The organism is Sporosarcina sp. P13, from assembly GCF_002743055.1.
Taxonomy (GTDB): domain Bacteria; phylum Bacillota; class Bacilli; order Bacillales_A; family Planococcaceae; genus Sporosarcina.
Genome location: NZ_PDYM01000021.1, coordinates 28,778 through 51,022 on the forward strand (window position 1 = coordinate 28,778; position 22,245 = coordinate 51,022).

At 42.6% G+C, this 22,245-nt stretch carries 21 protein-coding genes and 1 tRNA gene; 21 read left to right on the top strand and 1 reads right to left on the bottom strand.

Annotation, left to right across the window (positions count from 1 at the left end):
- Nucleotides 1-10: 10 nt before the first annotated feature.
- The 7 genes from CSV79_RS10625 (at nucleotide 11) to CSV79_RS10655 (ending at nucleotide 5,428) form a co-directional block, all read left to right on the top strand.
- Nucleotides 11-1,603 (top strand): putative polysaccharide biosynthesis protein, encoded by a 1,593-nt coding sequence (locus CSV79_RS10625; protein ID WP_099689028.1) that lies wholly within the window; start codon nucleotides 11-13, stop codon nucleotides 1,601-1,603.
- 4 nt (nucleotides 1,604-1,607) lie between these two features.
- A complete protein-coding gene (gene yabN / locus CSV79_RS10630; RefSeq protein ID WP_099689029.1) occupies nucleotides 1,608-3,077 on the top strand; it encodes a bifunctional methyltransferase/pyrophosphohydrolase YabN in 1,470 nt (489 codons plus the stop codon).
- Nucleotides 3,064-3,354, top strand: coding sequence for an RNA-binding S4 domain-containing protein (locus CSV79_RS10635; RefSeq protein ID WP_099689030.1), 291 nt, complete (start codon nucleotides 3,064-3,066; stop codon nucleotides 3,352-3,354). Before yabN ends, CSV79_RS10635 begins: the two co-directional genes overlap by 14 nt.
- A gap of 308 nt (nucleotides 3,355-3,662) precedes the next feature.
- Nucleotides 3,663-3,959 (top strand): sporulation protein YabP, encoded by a 297-nt coding sequence (yabP, locus tag CSV79_RS10640; RefSeq protein WP_099689031.1) that lies wholly within the window; start codon nucleotides 3,663-3,665, stop codon nucleotides 3,957-3,959.
- A complete protein-coding gene (gene yabQ, locus CSV79_RS10645; protein ID WP_143560562.1) occupies nucleotides 3,956-4,441 on the top strand; it encodes a spore cortex biosynthesis protein YabQ in 486 nt (161 codons plus the stop codon). Before yabP ends, yabQ begins: the two co-directional genes overlap by 4 nt.
- A gap of 29 nt (nucleotides 4,442-4,470) precedes the next feature.
- On the top strand, nucleotides 4,471-4,884 hold the full coding sequence (locus CSV79_RS10650; RefSeq protein ID WP_099689033.1) for an FtsB family cell division protein: 414 nt from the start codon (nucleotides 4,471-4,473) through the stop codon (nucleotides 4,882-4,884).
- A 121-nt stretch (nucleotides 4,885-5,005) separates the two neighbouring features.
- Complete coding sequence (locus CSV79_RS10655; protein WP_099689034.1) at nucleotides 5,006-5,428, top strand: S1 domain-containing RNA-binding protein; 423 nt, start codon at nucleotides 5,006-5,008, stop codon at nucleotides 5,426-5,428.
- Between the two features lie 122 nt (nucleotides 5,429-5,550).
- Here CSV79_RS10655 and CSV79_RS10660 read toward each other — a convergent pair.
- Nucleotides 5,551-5,624, bottom strand: a tRNA-Met gene (locus CSV79_RS10660).
- A gap of 211 nt (nucleotides 5,625-5,835) precedes the next feature.
- Here CSV79_RS10660 and CSV79_RS10665 point away from each other — a divergent pair.
- The 14 genes from CSV79_RS10665 (at nucleotide 5,836) to lysS (ending at nucleotide 22,057) form a co-directional block, all read left to right on the top strand.
- A complete protein-coding gene (locus tag CSV79_RS10665) occupies nucleotides 5,836-8,232 on the top strand; it encodes a SpoIIE family protein phosphatase (RefSeq protein WP_099689035.1) in 2,397 nt (798 codons plus the stop codon).
- Between the two features lie 34 nt (nucleotides 8,233-8,266).
- Entirely contained in the window at nucleotides 8,267-9,676 is a 1,410-nt protein-coding gene (gene tilS, locus CSV79_RS10670; protein WP_099689036.1) for a tRNA lysidine(34) synthetase TilS, read from the top strand.
- An 18-nt stretch (nucleotides 9,677-9,694) separates the two neighbouring features.
- Nucleotides 9,695-10,237, top strand: coding sequence for a hypoxanthine phosphoribosyltransferase (gene hpt, locus CSV79_RS10675; protein ID WP_099689037.1), 543 nt, complete (start codon nucleotides 9,695-9,697; stop codon nucleotides 10,235-10,237).
- 141 nt (nucleotides 10,238-10,378) lie between these two features.
- Entirely contained in the window at nucleotides 10,379-12,400 is a 2,022-nt protein-coding gene (gene ftsH / locus CSV79_RS10680) for an ATP-dependent zinc metalloprotease FtsH (protein ID WP_099689038.1), read from the top strand.
- A gap of 128 nt (nucleotides 12,401-12,528) precedes the next feature.
- A complete protein-coding gene (locus tag CSV79_RS10685) occupies nucleotides 12,529-13,293 on the top strand; it encodes a type III pantothenate kinase (RefSeq protein WP_099689039.1) in 765 nt (254 codons plus the stop codon).
- A gap of 14 nt (nucleotides 13,294-13,307) precedes the next feature.
- Nucleotides 13,308-14,201, top strand: coding sequence for an Hsp33 family molecular chaperone HslO (gene hslO, locus CSV79_RS10690; protein ID WP_099689040.1), 894 nt, complete (start codon nucleotides 13,308-13,310; stop codon nucleotides 14,199-14,201).
- A gap of 213 nt (nucleotides 14,202-14,414) precedes the next feature.
- Nucleotides 14,415-15,341 (top strand): cysteine synthase A, encoded by a 927-nt coding sequence (gene cysK, locus CSV79_RS10695; RefSeq protein ID WP_099689041.1) that lies wholly within the window; start codon nucleotides 14,415-14,417, stop codon nucleotides 15,339-15,341.
- Nucleotides 15,342-15,706: 365 nt separating this feature from the next.
- Nucleotides 15,707-16,348: a peroxiredoxin family protein gene (locus CSV79_RS10700; protein WP_099689042.1), complete on the top strand. Its 642-nt coding sequence runs from the start codon at nucleotides 15,707-15,709 to the stop codon at nucleotides 16,346-16,348.
- 25 nt (nucleotides 16,349-16,373) lie between these two features.
- Entirely contained in the window at nucleotides 16,374-17,795 is a 1,422-nt protein-coding gene (locus CSV79_RS10705; RefSeq protein ID WP_099689043.1) for an anthranilate synthase component I family protein, read from the top strand.
- Nucleotides 17,741-18,646 carry an aminodeoxychorismate lyase gene (pabC, locus tag CSV79_RS10710; protein ID WP_369824949.1) on the top strand — a complete coding sequence of 302 codons (906 nt, stop codon included), beginning with the start codon at nucleotides 17,741-17,743 and terminating at the stop codon, nucleotides 18,644-18,646. The genes CSV79_RS10705 and pabC overlap by 55 nt, the downstream gene beginning before the upstream one ends.
- The gene (gene folP / locus CSV79_RS10715) at nucleotides 18,646-19,497 is read left to right on the top strand and encodes a dihydropteroate synthase (protein ID WP_099689045.1); all 852 of its coding nucleotides are present in this window, start codon (nucleotides 18,646-18,648) and stop codon (nucleotides 19,495-19,497) included. Before pabC ends, folP begins: the two co-directional genes overlap by 1 nt.
- A 21-nt stretch (nucleotides 19,498-19,518) precedes the next feature.
- Entirely contained in the window at nucleotides 19,519-19,887 is a 369-nt protein-coding gene (folB, locus tag CSV79_RS10720) for a dihydroneopterin aldolase (protein ID WP_099689046.1), read from the top strand.
- A 17-nt stretch (nucleotides 19,888-19,904) separates the two neighbouring features.
- Nucleotides 19,905-20,399, top strand: a complete 495-nt coding sequence (folK, locus tag CSV79_RS10725) for a 2-amino-4-hydroxy-6-hydroxymethyldihydropteridine diphosphokinase (protein WP_099689053.1) — start codon at nucleotides 19,905-19,907, stop codon at nucleotides 20,397-20,399.
- 167 nt (nucleotides 20,400-20,566) lie between these two features.
- Nucleotides 20,567-22,057 carry a lysine--tRNA ligase gene (gene lysS / locus CSV79_RS10730; RefSeq protein WP_099689047.1) on the top strand — a complete coding sequence of 497 codons (1,491 nt, stop codon included), beginning with the start codon at nucleotides 20,567-20,569 and terminating at the stop codon, nucleotides 22,055-22,057.
- Nucleotides 22,058-22,245 lie beyond the last annotated feature (188 nt).

The window sequence follows — 22,245 nt, forward strand, 5'->3', positions numbered from 1 at the left end:
AGGCGCATATATGGCGTTGACTAAGTGGAATATGAAGTCGTTTATGAAAGGTGCATCGATTTTAACGGTTGCGGCTATTATTGTCAAAATCTTGAGTGCTGTGTATCGTGTACCATTTCAAAATTTGGTAGGAGACAAAGGCTTTTATATATATCAGCAAGTGTATCCGTTTGTTGGAATATTTATCGTTTGGACATCAGCGGGGGGAGCGGTAGCGGTTTCTAAGCTGCTGGCAGAAAGTAGGGGTGCCGGAGAGTCGCGAGGGATTCTACGCGTATCACTCGCTTATCTCCTCGTGTTATCCATAGGGATCTTTTTGTTGCTAAGGGCGGGATCCACATTCTTTGCTAGTGCAATGGGAGATGGTGAGCTGGCACCTGTTTTACATAAAGGATCTTATATTGTTTTAATCTTGCCGTTTCTTGCTGTGCTAAAAGGTGTCTTCCAGTCAGAAGGACAAATGGTTCCTGTTGCAATTTCCAATGTGTTGGAACAATTATTTCGAGTAATTGTCGTGTTGGCGGGTACGTGGTTCGCCATAAAGGCTGGAACTTCTTTATATAAAATAGGAGAGATTACGATGTGGGCCGCTGTAGTAGGGGGAGCGGTCGGTGTGATGATTCTAACGTGGTTCTTTTTACAACGCGAACGAGTTGCCAGTGCGAATGTGCAAACGTGGAAAGTAGTCAAGGATTTGACGAAAATTAGCATAAGCGTCAGTGCGAGTTCATTAATTTTATTGGTCTTTCAATTAGTCGATTCATTTACGATTTACAATGCATTGATACAATCGGGAATCGCCAGTGAGCAAGCCATGGAAATGAAAGGCGTCTATGACAGAGGGCAACCGTTAGCGCAAATGGGTATTCTGCTAGCATCTACATTAGCGTTAGCACTCGTCCCTTTAATTGCGCATCACGCAACTAAACAAGACGGCAAAGGTGCGCTACCGTTTATTAGCTTAACTTTCCGGACATCTATTTTATTTGGCTGGGCGGCAACGGTTGGTTTAATTCTCGTCTTACCTTTCGTCAATGAAATGCTATTTGAAACACGGACAGGCACTGTTGCACTTATTATTTATTCTATCCAAATATTTTGGTTGTCCATTATTTTGCCATTGACGGCTATTCTTCAAGGAAGCAATAAAGTAAGAGGTCCGCTACTTCTTATGATAATTGGTGTGATTATCAAATTAATGATGACCCCAAACCTTGTTAAGCAGTATGGAATTGAAGGTGCGGCCGCGGCAAGTGCTTTTGCATTTGCGGTCGTCGCAGTATTATTGATGTTGTACTTTAAACGTTTCTGGCAAACACCACTTGCAACCAGTCGTTTTTATAAAGTGCTGGTGGTTGCAGCAGTTGCTATGGTTACTGTGCTCATACCGTGGACGCTATTCGCTGACTCTTATCTTTTTGATAACTTCCCTTCGCGCTTAGGTGCTACAGTGACAGCGATGACGGCAGTAGGAATTGGGGCAATCATATTTCTGTTCGTCGTCTTGAAATCACGTATAATGAAGGAACGAGAATGGTACTTACTGCCGTTCGGAAAGCGTTTGGCAACCGTTCAACTATGGCTAACTAAAAATAGAAGGTGACTATATGAAAAAAATAACTGTTATTGGATTGGGTGCGGGCGATTTGCAACAGCTATCGCTTGGCACGTACCGATTATTGAAGCAGGCAAAGCGTCTTGTTATTCGGACAGAAGAGCATCCGGTCGTTAAAGAATTACGTACAGAAGGTCTAATAATGGAGAGCTTCGATGCGATATATGAAGCAAATGATTCGTTTGAAGATGTGTATGAGAGGATTGTCGAAAAGTTACTTGAAATGAGTGCAGATCAACCAATTACCTACGCAGTACCGGGTCATCCGCTTGTGGCAGAGCGAACGGTGCAATTATTGATTGAAAAAGAAAAGTCAGGTGAAATTGAACTTCAGATAGCGGGTGGTAGTAGCTTTTTGGATCCGATATTCACCGCGCTGCGTATTGATCCAATCGAAGGATTTCAACTGCTTGATGGTACGGACTTGAAGCGTGATGACGTGCAGATGGAACAGCATGTTTTAGTAGGACAAGTTTATGACGCGTTTGTTGCGTCTGACGTTAAATTATCTCTTATGGAGAAGTATCCCGATGATCACGAGGTGACAATCGTAACAGCTGCAGGCTCTGTGGATGAAAAACTGACAAACGTAGCGTTATATGAACTGGATCGAGTGATGTCATTAAATAATCTTACGACCATCTACGTACCCCCTATAAAGGACCAAGAGCAGCGTTTAAAGGACTGGAGTTCGTTTAGGGAAATTATCGCTACTCTGCGTGGGCCAGATGGTTGTCCATGGGATCGTGAACAGACTCATGAGACATTAAAGCGTTATTTAATTGAGGAATCGTTTGAGTTGATTCAAGCAATTGATGAAGAAGATGACGATGCGATTATTGAAGAGCTAGGCGATGTCTTGTTGCAAGTCTTTTTGCACGCACAAATTGGAGAAGATAATGGTTACTTTTCGATGGAAGACGTGCTCGAAACAGTAGGTGCAAAAATGATCCGCCGCCATCCGCACGTCTTCGCACAAACACAAGCGGATACGACAGTTGATGTTCTAACAAATTGGCAAGCTATTAAAGAGCAGGAAAAACCTACAGTAGATTCACTACTTGAAGGTCAAAAACGTCAGGCTTCGTCGTTGCTCACGTCTTATAATTATCAAAAGACGGCTGCTAAAGTTGGATTTGATTGGCCGACGATCGAAGGAGCTTTTGATAAGTTCCAAGAAGAGTGGACGGAATTCCAAGAAGAAGTACGCAATGGCGAAACGGCAAGTCAGTTAGATGAACTGGGCGATGTTTTATTTACCATTGTTAACATTGCTAGGTTCCTAAAGATTTCACCTGAAGAAGCAATGTGGCATGCAAATGAAAAATTTAAATCACGCTTTACTCATGTAGAGCAATGCGTAAAACAAGGCATTGGGGACTTTTCTACCTACAGCCTAGAACAATTGGAAGAATTCTGGCAACAAGCCAAACGAAAGGAAGATTCCCATGAGACTCGATAAATTTTTAAAAGTATCCCGGCTGATCAAACGTCGTACATTAGCAAAACAAGTAGCTGATCAAGGCCGCATCACGATAGACGGAAAAGTAGCCAAAGCTTCATCTGACGTAAAGCCGGGAGACGAACTTGCTATCCGCTTCGGTCAAAAAGTCGTCACGGCTAAAGTCAACGAGCTAAAGGACTCTACAAAAAAAGAAGACGCAGCTTCGATGTACACCATCCTAAGCGAAGAACGCCTCGAAAAAGTAGAGCCAGAATTCATGGACGACGAGGATTGAATCGCAAAATGGAAATACTAAGTGTTTGGCTAAAGATTCCACTTACTACCTTCAGAAGGTCCAACTAGTGAAGCGAAGTGCAAGGCGGCGACTAGGGGAGGATCAGCCCGACAGGAGAGACAACCAGGGGAGCTTGCGGGCGGTTGGCTCCCGAACGCGTCCGCCTGGAACGCAGCGTAACGGTATACTTCCCACTTCTGTATGCAATCCAAGACAGCCTAACCGAAGGCTGTCTTTTCTATTGCTTGTCATGTTTGACCAAGCCCCTGCATAAGATATGGGGAACGCACTAGAGAAGGGGGACGCATATGCAAATGCAAACTGACAATTCAACGTACACTATCCCATCAGGAGACCACGTAGTAACGATGCGCAATCGCAAGAGAATGGACCTTACATCCGTAAAGACGATCGATCGATTCGACCAAGAGGAATTTCTCGTCAGAACATCGCAAGGCGTTTTACAAATTCGTGGGGAGGAATTGCGTATTGTACATTTAGACGTGGACAAGGGCTTACTCACATTAGAGGGCTCCGTCCAAACATTGCAATACGATGAAGAAGAAACTGGTTCGCGCAATTTTCTCCATAAACTATTCGGATGAGCCTATCCGTCCAGTTCTTCAGTCTACTCGCGATGATCGGGACAGGTATTGCCGCTGGAGTTATCATGGATTTATTTGGAACGATCGTCGCTGCATGCGATAAACGTTCGATTATTCGACGCCGAGCATTTTGGTTCGAATTACTTGTATGGATCTTTTTAGGTATAGGTGCATTTTGGATATTGATGATTGTACGCGACGGGGCGTGGAGGATGTATGACCCCGTTGCGCAAGTGTGTGGTATGTTACTTTATGTTGCTATCTTTCATTACCCATTCCGATTGATTGGCAGAGTATTGCTGATTGTTGTGATTCGTCCTATTTGGTATGTCATTCGTTTAGTTTTGCTGCTGATTCAACGTATTATTCAAGTTTTTCGCCATATTCTGTTACTTATTCTATCACCGATTGTCCTATTATTGAAGAATGGTCGTAAATTCCTTCAAAATAAATACAGACTACTATATAATAAAAGGCAATAGTAGAAATATCTCAGAAAGGTGTGTGCGCCATGAACAAAACACAGAAGCAGTCATCTGAGAAAGTCACAGCAATCGATAATGACTATGTGCGCTCCATGCAGAAAAAAGAATACATGAAAAAAGCGCAAAAAAAACGTTTGCGAAATCGTCTAGCGGTCTTTGCGGTGATCATCTGTATCGTGGCTGGAAGTTTATTCAATATGAACTCTAGACAAAAGGAATTACTCGCTATGAAAGAACAGGAAAAGGCCCGGGCAATGGCTACACTAAAGGATTTGAAGGCAGAACAAGAACAATTGAATATGCAATTGACTAAGTTGGATGATGACGAGTATATTGCCAAATTGGCGCGCAAAGAATATTTTCTTTCTGAATCCAATGAGATCATTTTTTCCATTCCTGACAAGAAAAAAGAGTCAGAAAAAGAGATGAGAAAAGAGTAGTCATGTTGACACTCTTTTTTTGTTGGCTATAATATAAGTAGGAGCTTGTAAAATACAGGCACTGCCAATATGGTTGATAGGCTTAAGAGCCGCTTAAAACTTAAGGAGGAGCATTTTTTTTATGTCAATTGAAGTAGGCAGCAAGTTAGAGGGTAAAGTAACCGGGATCACAAATTTTGGGGCATTTGTTGAATTGCCAAGCGGATCCACAGGATTAGTCCATATTAGTGAAGTAGCTGACAATTATGTCAAGGATATAAATGACCATTTAAAAGTCGGCGATATGGTAGAAGTAAAAGTTATGAATGTGGGATCTGACGGTAAAATCGGTCTTTCCATCCGTAAGGCGAAACCTGAGTCAGAACGTCCACAACGTCCACAGCGTCCGCAAAGACCTCGTCCAGGCAGCAAGCCGAGCTTTGAACGTCCAGAGAATTTCGAACAGAAAATGGCGAAATTCATGAAGGACAGCGAAGAACGTTTAACTACCTTAAAAAGAGCGACGGAGTCCAAACGTGGCGGCCGTGGAGCTAGAAGAGGATAACTTGCTGACTGTTTCAACTGTCTTAAGTTAGTAAAGTGTACACCCAACAAACGTTGGATGTACGCTTTTTTATTTTAGCAGAACAAAAAACTCCTTCGCCGAAGCGAAGGAGTTTTACTATATAGCGGCGGAGGGAGTCGAACCCACGACCTTACGGGTATGAACCGGACGCTCTAGCCAGCTGAGCTACGCCGCCATGATAATCATTGGAAGTTGAAATGCTAAGACTTCCAACGCAACGTCTTCTATCATACAAGGCAAACAAAGAAATGTCAACCGTTCTTTGTAAAAAGAAAAAAGATACGGAATACGTCGAAATGTTTTTACGTTAGCCTGTCACAAACAGACAAAATTTCTCGTGGTACCGATGTATAGTTGCTAGTAAGAGAACATAGGGGGTATGAGAAATGAAGATGATTGATAATATCGAAAGACCACTAGGCCAACAAATCAGAGCACCTTGGCAATGGTTGATCACCCGTAAAGTGTATATATTGACAGCTATTCTTTTCTTGGTCGGATCGTTCTTTCTATCGCAAGCAGTAGTATTTGACATGGCAGTTCCGTTCTTCCTACCAATATGGGCATTGGCTAGTATGCGTTACCGTCAACATATGATTTATGTCTTTATTGGTGGAATGATAGGTAGCTCGTTCTTAGGAATGGGACAAGCTGTTATACATCTAACCCAGTTATTATTATTCCACTCGGCTTTGAAGATCCCAGTCATGAAAAAGTCTATCCCGTTCGCTGTGGCAGGGAGTATGGCCATCACGCAACTCACTTGGCAACTTATTAAATACAGTGAGGGCTTGCCGGTAGCCGTACAATTATCTATTGGTTTAGAAGCATTATTAGCTCTCTTCATGACAATCTTTATGTTATTAGCCTTTCCTTCTATAGATAGGTTGCTATACGGACCTTGGAATCCTGAACAAGTCAGCGCGATGTGTATAGTCGGTGCATTGGCAACGACGGGGATGGGGGGGCTACAAATTGGCTATGTATCCGTGGCGGGCGTATTTCTGTTTCTAGCGATCTACGTAGCCGCCATGGTAGGTGGTGTACCTTTTGCTACGACAGTAGGTATGATCATCGCTTTAATTATAGGAGTTTCTGATTTAGCATTTACAGGCATGATGGCATTATACGGAATTACCGGTTTAATGGCAGGTGGATTAAAGAGGTTTGGGAAAGTGGGTGTGATAACAGGAAGTTTATTTGTTTCGGTCTTTTTCTTGCTATATGATGCAACACTTCCAATTGATACGGTTCACTTTTCAACAATTGGCGTAGCAGCCTTACTATTTTTCTTTATTCCGTCTCAAAAAATGAATCGTATACGTCAAGTGTTATTACCTAAACAAGAGGGGATCTCTGAAAAGCGTCAGCAATGGCTGGCGGATAAACTGGATGGGCAGTTGGAGGAGTTTCAGCAGTTTGCTCATTTCATGTCGACATTGGTGAGTAATCGTCTAACTCCAGAGAATGAGGCCGCGGCTACAGTTGAGGTGCCGTCTATTTGTCGATCTTGTTTTCGCTATAGAAAGTGTTGGGAAAGTGAAGAGGATGGTATTGGTGAATTAATAGGTGAATGGGAATCCACGTATTCAGCGACGAAAAAAGCCGCACGTGTGCGAGTAGAACAGAAGATGAAGTTTAAATGTCTACGTTTTAAAGGGTTAATCAATGAATTGGAGGAGCACGGAACGAATCGTCTATTAATGGGACAGTTGCAGCACGGTCGAAAAATGTTAGCCCTGCAGTTACGGGATATGAGCACGCATATCGAAAAAGTAATGCGTGAAGTGAAGGAGGACTTGACGACCTATAAATTGGCGGAGGAAGAGTTAGCAAATCGTTTGCAAGCGCAAGGTGTAGAGTTCTTTCAAATTGATATTTTATCGGAGGAACGCGGGGCTTGTAGGGTAGTTGTTTCGGTGCCGGAGAAAAAAGCAGACTTTGAAGCGGAGACAACTGTTGGGGAATATTTGATTGTTCCGGTATTGGAACAAATGTATGAAGAGCCAATCTATATTTCGAAGTCTACGTATCAGCCGTTCCCATTCCCGCATGTCCAGCTAACATTCAGTTCAGCCGTCCGTTTTTCGTTAGATTATGATATTGTGACTACGGCTGGAAGAGGGACATTCCAGGGCGGGGATGCTTATGAAGTATTTAAAATTCATGATGGATTGTCAGCTGTATTATTATCTGACGGAATGGGGCAAGATATTAATGCTTACCACGAGAGTCGGAAAGTTATTCGGTTAATGCGTGAGTGTTTAGGTCAGAAAATGGATCCTGAAACGGCCATCCATACATTGCATTATATGATGGCGCTCAATGGTTTAGACGATATGTATGCCACATTAGATTTAGCGTTAATTGACTTGCAAGATGGACGGCTGTGGTCGTGGAAAGCGGGTTCAATGAGCACATATATAAAAAGGGGAGATGAGTGTATACGATTAGATAGTAAAACCGTACCGTTCGGGTTCTTACCATCCTTTTCAATAGAAGCGAAAAATGAACAATTAAAGTCCGGAGATATTATTGTCATGATGACGGATGGAATATTTAATGGAGAATTGCAGTTAGAAGCACAAGAAGAAGTTATGCATCAAACCCTTGAACGATTCAAGGAGATGGATTGCCATACGATTGCAGATCAAGTGATGATGGAAATGGAGCGTGTATTTGAATCGGTAGAAGATGATCGGACGATACTAGTCATGAAAGTGGATCATATCGTCCCAAAATGGTCAAAGACAAATAAGAAATCTAAAGTGAGTTCGAACTAATTAATGGTAGAATAGGGGAGGAGGGAGATGGATCATGAAAAATTTGCAGCAAGAAGTACTGGAGTTTATCGACAGACACAGATTGATCCCTCCCGGCTCTCGTGTATTGGTAGCGTGTTCGGGTGGTGTAGATTCAATTGCTTTGCTTCACTTCTTGGGAACTCATCGTGGATTACTTGGGATTGAAGTGGGAGCAGTGCATGTAGACCATATGCTTAGAGGACGTGAATCTGCCGAAGATGCGTATGTGGTGGAACGTCTATGTAATGAATTTCAAATATCATTTTTCTCGGAGCAAGTTCCAGTTCCCGCTATTTTGGAAAGTCATGGCGGTAATGTACAAATGGTATGTAGAGAAGAGCGTTATGCATGTTTTAAGAAGATTATGCAGAATCATGAGTTTTCGATTCTTGCGACAGGACATCACGCGGAGGATCAGTTGGAAACGGTACTTATTCAATTAAGTAAAGGCTATTCATTAAACGGCATGCCGCTGCAGCGAACTATTGATCAAGGGAGTGTGGTTCGTCCCTTCCTTCCTTTGAAAAAGAGCGAGCTGTACGCATATGCCAATTATTATAAGCTGTCATATCGGGAAGATCCAAGTAATGAACGAGACGATTATTTACGCAATCGTATGCGTCATCGAATCGTTCCGGTATTAACGGAGGAAAATTCTTCAGTCGCTAGCAGTACCGTTCGACAGACCGTGCAACGCCAGGCAGATGAAGAGTTGTTGAAGGAACTTGCCGAGCAACATTGGCAAACGATTGTAACCTATAGTGATGATCAGCTTCCTTCTTTTTACCGGGAGGCATTTCTTGCTATACCCTATGCTTTACAAAAGCGTGTGATTCAACTACTATTAAATTGTCTTCCGAACCCAGAAGTAGCGAAAGTTGAGCAACGTTCCACAGTAGTGGAAGAACTGTTACAACATATTCAAAATTCGGCTGGCAATATAACGATTGATTTGGCAAATGGCTATCGGTTTGTTAGAGAATATGATAAACTGCTAGTTACGAAAATGGAAATGAATACAATGTCCCTCTGTCCGAAAGTACTTGAAAAAGGAACCTGGTATTCATGGGGAAGTGTTCAATTTTATTGGCAGCAAGTTGATACGCATGAAATCAAGTCCCTCTCATCCTCGGATGACGTCAGATATTTTCAATTACCCGCATGTGAACTACCGTTGGCTGTACGACTCCCGCAACCCGGAGACCGCATACATCTTAAAGGTATGTCCCAAGCGAAACGAGTGTCACGGTTATTGATTGATGAAAAAGTAGGGATGGCACAAAGAAAGCAACAGCCGGTTATTACAACGGCGAGCGGTATCGTATGTGCGATGCCAGGTGTTCGGTATGGTGAGATGTTTTCGCATCGCCAACTAGAAGGCGAGTCATACATATGGATTACGCGAGAAAAGGAAAGTAGATAAAATGGAGGGGGCGAGCCAATGATCGCACAAGACATCGAGCAAGTTTTAATTACAGAAGAGGAACTTCAAGAGAAAGTTCTAGAACTCGGAGCGACACTGACGGAAGAGTACCGTGAGAAGTTTCCTTTGGCGGTAGGTGTATTGAAGGGTGCTTTGCCATTCATGAGCGATTTGATCAAACGAATCGACACGTATATTGAGCTGGATTTCATGGATGTATCAAGTTACGGTAATGCAACCGTTTCTTCAGGTGAAGTAAAAATTGTCAAAGACCTGAATACAAGCGTTGAAGGCCGCGATGTCTTAATCATTGAAGACATCATCGACAGTGGGAAAACATTGAATTACCTAGTGGAACTATTTAAGTATAGAAAAGCTAACTCCATCAAAATTGTAACATTGTTAGATAAACCGACTGGCCGTAAAGTGGATTTGAAAGCAGACTATGTAGGGTTCGACGTTCCGGACGCATTTGTTGTTGGCTACGGATTGGACTATGCTGAGAAGTATCGTAATTTACCTTATATCGGTGTGTTGAAAAAGGAGATCTATTCTTTTTAACGCTTTCTGACTGAACAGATATAAATCAGTCCGAAGGCCTTTTTCCTAAAGGCCTTTTCTTTGTAGAGTCGTGTTAATCTATGTTAAAATTTACAATAGTTTTCTATTTAGTTGCTGTTGAATGAGATGAGGAGGCTTGGGATGAATCGAATACTTCGATACTTTCTTTTATATGGATTGATCTTCCTTGCAATTATGGGGATTTTCAGTTCGCTAAACAATCCAAATCCGAAGATGAAACCTATTCGGTATGATGAATTCGTCACAGCGCTAGAGCAAGGAAAAGTCGAAAATGTTACTTTTCAGCCTCTACAGCTTGTGTATGAAGTAAAAGGTGAAATGCAAGGTTACGAAAAAGGAGAAACATTTGTAACGAACATTCCGATGAATGACATGGACAATATCGGTAATATTGTTAAAACAACAAAGACTGAAATTGAGATTTTACCTCCGAAAGAAACAAGCGCGTGGGTATCCTTCTTTACAGGACTTGTACCATTCATTATCATTATTATCCTTTTCTTCTTCTTATTGAATCAATCACAAGGCGGCGGTGGTGGCCGAGTGATGAACTTCGGAAAAAGTAAAGCGAAACTGCAAACTGATGATCGAAAGAAAGTACGCTTTAATGATGTAGCAGGTGCAGATGAAGAGAAAGCAGAGCTAGAAGAGGTCGTCGACTTTTTGAAAGATGCCAGCAAGTTTGTAGAACTTGGCGCACGGATTCCAAAAGGGATCTTGCTTGTAGGACCTCCAGGTACTGGTAAAACATTACTTGCACGTGCGGTAGCGGGTGAAGCAGGCGTACCGTTCTTCTCGATTTCAGGTTCTGACTTCGTGGAGATGTTCGTAGGTGTTGGTGCTTCTCGAGTACGTGATTTGTTCGAGAACGCTAAGAAAAATGCACCATGTATTATCTTTATCGATGAAATTGACGCAGTTGGACGTCAGCGTGGAGCTGGTTTAGGTGGCGGTCACGATGAGCGTGAGCAAACATTGAACCAATTGTTAGTTGAAATGGATGGTTTTGAAGGAAACGAAGGAATTATTATCGTTGCTGCTACGAACCGTCCGGATATATTGGATCCAGCACTTCTTCGTCCGGGACGTTTTGACCGTCAAATTACGGTAGGCCGCCCAGATGTAAAAGGAAGAGAAGCTGTATTGAAAGTGCACGCACGCAACAAGCCGCTTGATGATTCGGTCGATATGAAAGCTCTTGCTCAACGTACGCCTGGATTTTCCGGTGCAGATCTTGAGAACTTGTTGAACGAAGCGGCACTTGTAGCAGCGAGACGAAAGAAAAAGAAAATTGATATGGCTGATATTGATGAAGCAACAGACCGGGTCATTGCAGGTCCTGCTAAAACATCGCGTGTCATATCGGAAAAAGAGCGAAATATCGTCGCGTTCCACGAAGCGGGTCACGTGGTGGTTGGTTTGATGCTTGATGATGCAGAGATCGTTCATAAGGTGACGATTGTGCCACGCGGTCAAGCGGGCGGTTATGCCGTTATGCTTCCGAAAGAAGATCGTTACTTCATGACGAAACCAGAACTCCTTGATAAAATTGCAGGTCTGTTAGGTGGACGTGTAGCGGAAGAGGTTGTACTTGGTGAAGTCTCAACAGGAGCTCACAATGACTTCCAGCGCGCGACAGGAATAGCGCGTTCTATGGTAACTGAATACGGTATGAGTGATAAGCTCGGGCCGATGCAGTTTGGTCAGTCTCAAGGTGGTCAAGTATTCCTAGGTCGCGACTTTAATTCTGAGCAGAACTATTCTGAATCGATTGCGTATGAAATTGATCAGGAAATGCAACGAATCATTAAAGAACAATATAGCCGTACAAAAGAGATCTTGACGGAACAAAGAGATCTACTCGATTTAATTGCAACGACTTTATTGGAAGTTGAAACACTTGATGCGGAACAAATCAATCACTTGAAGGATCACGGTGTTCTGCCAGAACGACCGTATGAAAACGGCAATAACGTTGTGGAAGAAACGAAAGAGGAAACTCCTGTAGTGGCTGAAACAACGCCGAATGCAACTCCAGATATAACGGGTGCTCCAAGTGATCCGTCTGTTGGAGATTTGCCAAGTGAACGTGGAACGGGAGACAAAACACTTCCTTCCATTGACGAAGAGCGCAGAGACTAAGTGAACTAACAGCCGACTGTATATAGCAGTCGGCTGTTTTTTATCTGGAGCGCAAATCAACGGCATCTATGAACTAACTTATGGTATGATGTGTGGGAAAAAGTCTGAGGCAAGAGAGGAAAACGACTATGCTGTTAGTATTAGATACAGGAAATACAAATATTGTACTCGGTGTATACCAAGAAGACGAATTAAAATATCATTGGCGCATGGAAACGCATCGTCACAAAACTGAAGATGAATACGCTATGGCAGTAAAAGCGATGTTCCAACATGTTGGTTTATCATTTAAGGACATTACGGGTATTATCATTTCTTCTGTCGTCCCGCCTGTTATGTTCCCATTAGAACAAATGTGCAAAAAATACTTCAATCAGAAGCCGTTAATCGTAGGGCCAGGCTTGAAAACAGGTTTGAACATCAAATACGAAAACCCGCGTGAAGTGGGTGCTGACCGAATCGTTAATGCAGTAGCTGCTATTCGTGAATACGGTAGCCCGCTAATCATCGTAGACTTCGGAACGGCAACGACGTATTGCTATGTTAACGAACACGGAGAATATATGGGGGGGGCAATTGCTCCAGGTATCGCAATTTCTATGGAAGCATTATTTGATCGTGCGTCTAAATTGCCAAGAGTACAGCTTACGCGACCTGATCACGTTGTAGGCAAAAATACAGTATCAGCTATGCAATCTGGTATAGTCTTTGGCTATGTAGGACAAGTTGAAGGTATCGTCAATCGAATGAAAGAAGACTGCCCAGTAGAGCCAACTGTTATCGCAACGGGTGGTTTGGCGGAGTTAATATCATCCGAAACAAAAGTTATTGATATCGTGGATAATTTCTTGACGTTAAAAGGATTACATTTAATATACAAAAGAAATCTGTAAAAGGAGCGAACAACATGTCAACCGATTACTTAGTAAAAGCACTTGCCTTTGATGGGGGCATTCGTGCATATGCAGTCCGTTCTACAGAAGCGGTAGGGGAAGTTCAACGTCGTCATGATATGTGGCCAACTGCAACAGCGGCACTTGGACGTACACTTTCAGCATCTGCCATGATGGGTGCGATGTTAAAAGGTGAAGATCGAATGACGGTCAAAATCCAGGGTGATGGTCCTCTAGGTCCAATCGTAGTGGATGCCAATGCAAAAGGAGAAGTGCGTGGTTATGCTACTAATCCACAAACGCATGTGCCGCTTAACGATAAGGGGAAACTTGACGTACGCGGAGTGGTAGGGACGGAAGGAACGTTGTCCATCATTAAGGATCTTGGATTGAAAGATTACTTCACTGGCCAAGTACCTCTTATTTCCGGGGAAATAGCAGAAGACTTTACCCAGTATTTAGTAGTCTCTGAACAAGTTCCGTCAGCTGTCGCTTTAGGTGTACTAGTTAATCCAGATAACACTGTCAAAGCTTCTGGCGGCTTTATCATTCAAGTATTGCCAGGTGCTACTGATGAAACGATTACTCTTTTAGAAAATAAAATAGCTTCAATGAAACCGATCTCCTCTTTGATTGACCAGGGATTATCTCCTGAAGAAGTGTTGATCGAAGTGTTAGGGAAAGAAAATGTAGTGTTTCTTGATACAGTAGCCGTGAAGTTTGACTGTGAATGTTCTAAAGAACGTTTCGGTGAAGCGATTCAAGCGCTTGGTCGTTATGAAGTGCAAGCAATGATCGATGAAGACCATGGAGCAGAAGCGCAATGTCACTTCTGTTTGGAAACATATCAATACTCTGAGGCTGAGTTAAAGCAATTTATAGACAACATGCCTTCAGTAGAGGACTGAAAGTGTAATCATTCGCCCGCCAAAGGTTTATACTCTGGCGGGTTAGTCATTTATCGGAAAGTTAACAGAAGCTATTTCATATACTATGATTTTAGGATGGTAAATTACCAAACGATACTATTCTGAATAATTTGTTTGACAAGTCAAAAAGAAGATAGTATTATTAAGTCAATAAAACATATAAAAATACTTGGTATTGGGAGTGGATGGCATATGACTAAAGTTGGGAATTCAATTATTGATTTGGTAGGTAACACACCATTAGTCAAATTAAACCGTTTAACAGGATCAGAAGATGCGGATGTCTATTTGAAATTAGAATTCTTCAACCCGGGTTCTAGCGTTAAAGATCGTATCGCACTTGCGATGATTGAAGCTGCTGAAAAAGATGGTAACTTAAAAGAAGGCAGTACAATTATTGAACCGACTAGTGGAAATACAGGAATTGGACTAGCAATGATTGCGGCGGCTAAAGGATATAAAGCTGTACTCGTCATGCCTGATACGATGAGCTTAGAGCGTCGCAACTTGCTGCGTGCATACGGAGCGGAATTGGTATTAACTCCAGGGGCAGAAGGAATGAAAGGTGCAATCGGGAAAGCAGAAGAACTCGCTTCAGAAAATGGATGGTTCTTGCCACAGCAATTTAATAACGAAGCAAATCCAGAAGTACACCGTTTAACAACTGGACCTGAAATCGCAGATGCGCTAGACCGAGTTGACGCTTTTATCGCGGGAATCGGTACAGGTGGTACAATCACAGGTGCGGGTAGTGTATTGAGAGAACGTTTCCCGGATATCAAAATTATTGCAGTAGAGCCAGAAGACTCAGCGGTATTGTCTGGAGGTAAACCGGGACCCCATAAAATTCAAGGGATCGGTGCAGGTTTTGTTCCGAAAGTATTGAACACGGATATTTATGATGAAATCATCCAAATTTCCAACGACGATGCATACGCAATCGCGCGTCGTGCAGCTCGCGAAGAGGGAATCCTGGGAGGTGTGTCTTCAGGTGCCGCAATCTCAGCTGCGCTACAAGTAGCTAAGAAACTTGGAAAAGGTAAAAAAGTAGTCGCGATTCTACCTTCCAACGGAGAACGCTACCTAAGCACGCCGCTTTATCAATTTGACGAAGAATAAAAGAGAGCGCCCATCCGGCGCTCTCTTTTCTAGCTTGTAGATAAGTAAGACTAAGTGTAAAGGATAACTGGATACTTAGAAAATAGTTCTGGATTTACAACAAAGGTCATACTTCACTTTTTTATGTTCAAATGACAAAACTAAGCACTACTCTGAACTTTCCACTGACTACCTTCATAAAGAAGACACTAGTGAAATGCAGCGAAACGGCTATCCATTCTTCCAGCCTACCATCCAAAGTATCTGCAAAGACGTCAGAATCTCTACACTTTTATCAGACCGTACAATTCTGTATAATTAAGTTGGAACGCGATTGCTAGCTATACATAAGGGCAGTAAAATAATAGTACTAGAGGAGGTTCTCTGTGAAGAAAAAATGGAGCATGATGGTTTCGGCTTTGATCATCATCACGATGGTCACGATCATTATCTTAACCAACCGAGAAATCAAAAAAGAAACAGGTGGATTGGACGGATATGAAAGTGCCATGATGAAGGATATGCCGAAAGAAGAAGTTGAACGTCTTCCTGAAGACTGGCAAGTAGCTAGTTCTTCTGAGAAGCCCGGTCTAAGTCAAGGAGATCTCGCGCCAGACTTTGAACTAACGACGCTTGATGGAAAAACAGCCAAATTATCCGATTATCGTGGGAAAATGGTATTGCTTAATTTTTGGGCATCATGGTGTCCGCCTTGTCGATCTGAAATGCCGCATATGGAAACGTATTATAAAGAACACAGTGAATTAGAAAATGTTGAAATACTCGCTGTTAACATGACGAAGACGGAAAAGAATAAAGAACAGAGTGCCAAAGACTTCGTTGAAGAATATCAATTGACTTTCCCTATTTTATTAGATAAAAAGAGTGATGTCATGAAAATGTATCAAGTGAAGGTCTATCCAACGACGTATATTATCAATGAAGAAGGGGTTATAACGGACAAAGCGATGTTCCCTTTAGATGATAAATTATTGAAAGAATTACTAGACAACAGCAAGAAAAATTGATCAGAGACATTCAGGGGGAAACATTATGGATACAATAGCGTATCAGACAGCAGCAATGACGAAAGACGATTTCTTTTATGCCTATCGTCAACTAGCAGAAACGACAGAACGTCATATTTTACTCGATAGCGGACGTGGCGGTGAGATGTGTATCGCAGGTCTTAATCCACTTGTGACAGCGCAGGCGAAAGAACACGGTTTGCTGTTGCAATGGAGAGATGGAAAAGAAGAACTTCTTACAGGTGATCCGCTTGTCTTGCTTAACGAAGTACTGTCACGATATAAACTTACACATCAAGAGAATTTACCTGCATTCCAAGGTGGAGCAATTGGGATGATTAGCTATGATTATGTCAGACGCTATGAAACCTTACCTGTTCTTGCGGATGACGACTTGTTGACTCCTGATACGTACTTTTATTTATTCGATCAGTGGGCTGTATTAGACATACAAAGCGAAACGGTTTACTTTATGGCGTTACCAGATAAACAATCTTCATTGGCAACTATGCGTAATGAATGGACAGTAGCTGCAAAAGAGGGACTAGCCACTAGGAAGTTTTCTGCAGGACAAGCGCTAGATATAGAAGTAACAGAAGAAGATTTGCAAGTTTCTGTTACGGGTGAGCAATTTGAACAGATGGTACGTGATGTACAACAATTTATTGCACAAGGGGAAGTCGTGCAAGTAAATCTCTCAGTTCGCCAATCCAAGCCGCTTCATGCACCTTCATTATTAATGTATGAAGCATTACGGTCGTTTAATCCGTCTCCTTACATGGCTTATATGGCGGCACCTGAATTTGAAGTAGTTTCTGGATCGCCTGAGCTGTTGTTGAAAAAACGTGGCAATGAATTAAGTACCCGCCCAATTGGTGGAACACGTAAACGTGGAATGACGGAAGCAGAAGATCAAGCGTTACAGCAAGAACTCATTTCTAACACTAAGGAAAAAGGCGAGCATAAAATGTTAGTCGATCTTGAATGTGCAGACTTTGAAGGTATTTGTCAGCCTGGAACAGTGGAAGTAGATGAATTTATGGTCGTCGAAAAGTACTCGCACGTTATGCACTTAGTATCGAATGTCCGTGGTACTGCTGCATCCGACAATCATGCTGAAATTATTCATGGAGTATTCCCGGGGGGCTCAATTACCGGGGATCCAAAGCTACGAACTATGGAAATCATTGAAGAATTGGAACCGACACGCAGAGGGTTGTATACGGGTTCGATGGGATGGATTGGGTTCGATGGCGATATGGAATTGAATATTACGATTCGTACGGCATATATTCAAGAAGGTGTGGTCCATATTCAAGCAGGCGCTGGACTAGTCCCAGACTCGGATCCTGCATCGGAGTACCAAGAGTCAATGAATAAAGCGAAAGCATTATGGCAAGCGAAGGAAATGGCAGAACAGATTGTAAGAGAAGAGCAACGCCATTGATCTGTTGGATGAACGGTAATCAGCAGCTAGCTGACGAGTTGCGGATTTCTCCTTATGACCATGGATTTCTGTATGGACTCGGATTTTTCGAGACGTTTCGTACGTATGATGGAGAGGTATTTCTCTATGAAGCGCATATGGATAGACTGAGATCCGCTCTTTTTGAGTATCGGATAGCTATGCCGTATGGCGACAAAGAAATTCAACAAGCCATTTCTTCGCTTTATGTGGCCAATGGAAGCGAAGATGGCTACTATCGGTTGAATGTGTCTGCAGGGGTTCATGATATTGGATTAGCGCCCGTCAACTATGAACAACCCAACGTGATAATTTTTCAAAAGCCTCTTCATTTGCCACCAACTCATACAGAAAAAGATGGAGTGTGGTTGCAGACGACGCGCAATGAACCGGAAAGTACAATTCGCCATAAATCGCATCAATATGCGAATAATGTGCGGGGCCGTTTAGAATTGCCCTCTTTGCAAAAGGTGGAAGGCTTCTTCGTCACGAAGGAAGGATTTGTCGCGGAAGGTATAACATCTAATATCTTTTGGGTAAAGGAAGATATTCTCTATACACCTTCATTGGAAACAGGAATTTTACCAGGGACTACGCGTGCGTTTGTACTGACGTTAGCAAATGATTTAGGATTAGTGGTAAATGAAGGGCTGTTTTTGCCGTCGGATTTAGAATCTGCGCAAGAAGTTTTTATCACAAATGCGATCCAAGAGCTAGTTCCAATCCGCAATGTACCGAATACTGACTTTCTAGGCAACGAAGGGCCTATCTACCAACGACTACATATGAACTATCAACAAGCGATTAGCCAAATGAAAGTGAGTGACCAGTAATGGAGCTAGAGAAAGCACGTACGTTTTATCAATTCGGTGAGACGACGATTAATTTTGCGGAAGAAACGGTCATTATGGGTATTTTGAATGTCACGCCAGATTCCTTCTCAGATGGTGGGAAGTTTGGTGGGCACGACCTTGCGTTAACACATGCTCGACAAATGTTAGTAGATGGTGCGAAAATCATCGATATCGGTGGTGAATCTACTCGACCTGGGCATACGCCGGTTTCGTTGGAAGAAGAATTGGAACGTGTAGTACCGGTTATCGAATTACTGACGAAAGAGTTAGGCTGTGTCATTTCAATTGATACGTCAAAAGCAGCCGTGGCAGAAGCAGCAATCCGAGCGGGTGCGAGTATTATCAATGATGTGTGGGGAGCCAAACGTGAACCGGAAATTGCAGAAGTGGCTGCACACTACGGAGTACCAATTATTTTGATGCATAACCGGGATAATCGGGAGTATCAGCTGCCGTTCATGGATGCAGTTGTGGCGGATTTGCAGGAGAGTGTCAATATTGCGAAACAAGCAGGTGTTAGCGAGGATATGATTTGGTTGGATCCGGGCATTGGTTTTGCGAAGGATACAGAACAAAATATACTGGCTATGCAAGGGTTGCCGACAATCGCGGATCTTGGCTACCCTGTATTACTTGGGACATCCCGCAAGAAGATGATTGGAAACGTCTTGGATGTGCCGGTAGAACAACGGGTAGAAGGGACAGGTGCAACAGTGTGTTATGGAATTGAGCATGGCTGCCATATAATGCGTGTGCATGATGTGAAGGAAATCTCACGAATGGTCAAGATGATGGACATCTTGACGAAAAAGGCCATTTTTACAGGGTGAACGATAAAACGGAGGGATTTCATGGATTATATTCATTTGAATGATATGGAGTTTTACGGTTACCACGGGGCGTTGCCAGAGGAGAATAAGTTAGGTCAGCGGTTCCGACTAACGGTTTCCTTGGCGACAGATCTTGCGGAAGCAGGACAGACGGATGATCTATCGAAGACAATAAATTATGCGGAAGTCTACGAGATGTGCAAAAACATTATTGAAGGTGAAACGGTCCGTTTAATTGAGACGGTGGCGGAAACGGTAGCTGGGACGATTATGACAGACTTTGCTGAAAAAGTGAATGGTGTTCGCGTGGTGCTAATTAAACCGGACCCACCGATTCACGGTCATTACGCGTCGGTTGCAGTTGAAATCACAAGGGGGCGCTTCTCGTGAATAAAGCCTATTTGTCGATGGGTTCAAATATCGGCAATCGCTTGGAACATCTTGTACAAGCGGTTCGCTTATTGAATGAGCATCCCGCTATTAACGTCAAAAAGGTATCCTCTGTTTACGAAACGGAACCTGTAGGGTTGACGGAGCAGGCAAAGTTTTTAAATATCGCAGTGGTGATTGAGACTTCATTAAAAGCGATTGAACTACTAAGCGCTTGTCAATTCATCGAAAACAAACTCGGTAGAATGCGCAAGATTCGTTGGGGGCCACGTACGGTAGATCTTGATATTTTGCTTTACAATGAAGAAACTATACGATTAGAGAATTTAATCGTCCCTCACATACGAATGGCAGAGCGTGCATTCGTTCTGATCCCACTTATTGAAATTAACTCGGAACTGAAGAACCCTGTAACTAAGAAACTTTACAGTGAAGAACCCGCGATGGAAGATGAGGGAGTAGTTCTTTGGAAAAAGGTTGAAGGTGTTGAGGAGTTCTTAAAACAAGACTGATCGTTAACTTTATAAACACGAAACTGCTCTCGTATAGGGCAGTTTTTTCTATGGAATTAATATGTATAATTGTTTGCCCTTTTGTTAGGCAAGTAATTTGTGTACAATAGTTGCAGACGGCCTATCCTGAGAAGATGGTGGGCTAAAGTATGAAGGAGTGAAAGGGAATGTCCCATTTGGATGAAATGAATGATCAGCTTTTGGTCAGACGCCAGAAGATGAATGATATACGAGAAAGTGGTTTGGATCCGTTCGGTGCTCGTTTCGAGCGTACGCATCTAACAAAAGAGATTAACTCTGTGTATGAAGATTTATCAAAAGAAGAGTTAGATGAAACTGAGCATGAGGTAACAATTGCTGGCCGTATCATGACGAAACGTGGTAAAGGTAAAGCTGGATTTGCGCATATTCAAGATCTAGGCGGACAAATCCAGATTTACGTGCGTCAAGATGCAATAGGTGAAGATGCATATAAACTATTCACATCAGCAGATCTTGGCGACATTGTCGGTGTTCAAGGGATTGTTTTTAAAACAAAAGTAGGCGAACTTTCCATTAAAGCGACGAGCTTTACATTCCTAACTAAATCATTGCGTCCATTGCCGGAAAAATTCCACGGTTTACAAGACGTTGAACAGCGCTATCGTCAGCGTTACCTTGATTTGATCTCTACAGAGGGCAGTAAGGAGACATTCATCATGCGTAGCCGAATTATTCAATCGATGCGACGATACTTAGATGATCAAGGTTTCCTAGAAGTGGAAACACCTATGTTGCACTCAATTGCTGGTGGAGCAGCAGCGCGTCCGTTTGTTACGCATCATAATACATTGGATATGACGCTTTATATGCGAATCGCAATCGAACTTCACTTAAAGCGCCTAATTGTAGGTGGACTAGAGAAAGTATATGAAATTGGGCGCGTATTCCGTAATGAAGGAATGTCCACTCGTCATAACCCGGAATTCACAATGATTGAGTTATATGAAGCGTATGCGGACTATAATGACATTATGGAACTTACGGAAAATTTAGTAGCCCATATTGCGCAAGAGGTACTTGGTACGACGACGATCCAATATGGCGAAGACCAAATTGACTTGGCACCACGTTGGAAGCGACTGCATATGGCAGACGCAGTTAAAGAATATACGGGTGTAGACTTCTGGCAGCAGCTAACAAAAGAGCAGGCTCATGAATTGGCGAAAGAACATAACGTTCAAGTAACTCCTTCTATGGAAGTTGGACATGTTCTAAATGAATTCTTTGAACAGAAGGTAGAAGAAGAATTGGTACAACCTACATTCATTTACGGTCATCCAGTGGAAGTATCACCGCTTGCAAAGAAGAATCCTGAAGATCCGCGCTATACAGATCGCTTTGAATTGTTCATTGTTCGTCGTGAGCACGCTAACGCATTCACTGAATTGAATGATCCAATTGATCAGCGTGAACGCTTTGAAGCTCAGCTAGTAGAGAAAGAGCAAGGAAATGATGAAGCGCATGAGATGGATGAAGACTTTATAGAAGCACTTGAATATGGACTACCACCAACAGGCGGATTAGGAATCGGTATTGACCGTCTAGTGATGCTGTTGACGAATGCTCAATCAATCCGTGACGTCCTGCTATTCCCACAGATGCGCTCAAAAGACTGATATAACAGCCCTGGCTACTAGAGCTAGGGCTGTTTTGTCGTTTACAAACAGTGTTTTTTAGGTTCTATAATATTTGTTGGGGTATGCGTACAATTTGCATAAAAAAATACACGTGATCACCGATTTCTTTTATACTTGAATTGTCTAGAAACAAGTAAAAGTGAAAGGTGATACGTGCATATGAATTT

Bases quoted from the DNA above. Each gene is read 5' to 3' on its own strand.
- CSV79_RS10650 (WP_099689033.1), top strand. From the start codon at position 4,471: ATGAACAAAACACAGAAGCAGTCATCTGAGAAAGTCACAGCAATCGAT.
- cysK (WP_099689041.1), top strand. From the start codon at position 14,415: ATGACTAAAGTTGGGAATTCAATTATTGATTTGGTAGGTAACACACCA.
- CSV79_RS10705 (WP_099689043.1), top strand. From the start codon at position 16,374: ATGGATACAATAGCGTATCAGACAGCAGCAATGACGAAAGACGATTTC.
- CSV79_RS10655 (WP_099689034.1), top strand. From the start codon at position 5,006: ATGTCAATTGAAGTAGGCAGCAAGTTAGAGGGTAAAGTAACCGGGATC.
- folK (WP_099689053.1), top strand. From the start codon at position 19,905: ATGGGTTCAAATATCGGCAATCGCTTGGAACATCTTGTACAAGCGGTT.
- hslO (WP_099689040.1), top strand. From the start codon at position 13,308: ATGTCAACCGATTACTTAGTAAAAGCACTTGCCTTTGATGGGGGCATT.
- yabN (WP_099689029.1), top strand. From the start codon at position 1,608: ATGAAAAAAATAACTGTTATTGGATTGGGTGCGGGCGATTTGCAACAG.
- yabP (WP_099689031.1), top strand. From the start codon at position 3,663: ATGCAAATGCAAACTGACAATTCAACGTACACTATCCCATCAGGAGAC.
- lysS (WP_099689047.1), top strand. From the start codon at position 20,567: ATGTCCCATTTGGATGAAATGAATGATCAGCTTTTGGTCAGACGCCAG.
- CSV79_RS10685 (WP_099689039.1), top strand. From the start codon at position 12,529: ATGCTGTTAGTATTAGATACAGGAAATACAAATATTGTACTCGGTGTA.
- ftsH (WP_099689038.1), top strand. From the start codon at position 10,379: ATGAATCGAATACTTCGATACTTTCTTTTATATGGATTGATCTTCCTT.
- folB (WP_099689046.1), top strand. From the start codon at position 19,519: ATGGATTATATTCATTTGAATGATATGGAGTTTTACGGTTACCACGGG.
- CSV79_RS10625 (WP_099689028.1), top strand. From the start codon at position 11: ATGGCGTTGACTAAGTGGAATATGAAGTCGTTTATGAAAGGTGCATCG.
- tilS (WP_099689036.1), top strand. From the start codon at position 8,267: ATGAAAAATTTGCAGCAAGAAGTACTGGAGTTTATCGACAGACACAGA.
- pabC (WP_369824949.1), top strand. From the start codon at position 17,741: ATGGCAAGCGAAGGAAATGGCAGAACAGATTGTAAGAGAAGAGCAACG.
- folP (WP_099689045.1), top strand. From the start codon at position 18,646: ATGGAGCTAGAGAAAGCACGTACGTTTTATCAATTCGGTGAGACGACG.
- CSV79_RS10635 (WP_099689030.1), top strand. From the start codon at position 3,064: ATGAGACTCGATAAATTTTTAAAAGTATCCCGGCTGATCAAACGTCGT.
- hpt (WP_099689037.1), top strand. From the start codon at position 9,695: ATGATCGCACAAGACATCGAGCAAGTTTTAATTACAGAAGAGGAACTT.
- yabQ (WP_143560562.1), top strand. From the start codon at position 3,956: ATGAGCCTATCCGTCCAGTTCTTCAGTCTACTCGCGATGATCGGGACA.
- CSV79_RS10665 (WP_099689035.1), top strand. From the start codon at position 5,836: ATGAAGATGATTGATAATATCGAAAGACCACTAGGCCAACAAATCAGA.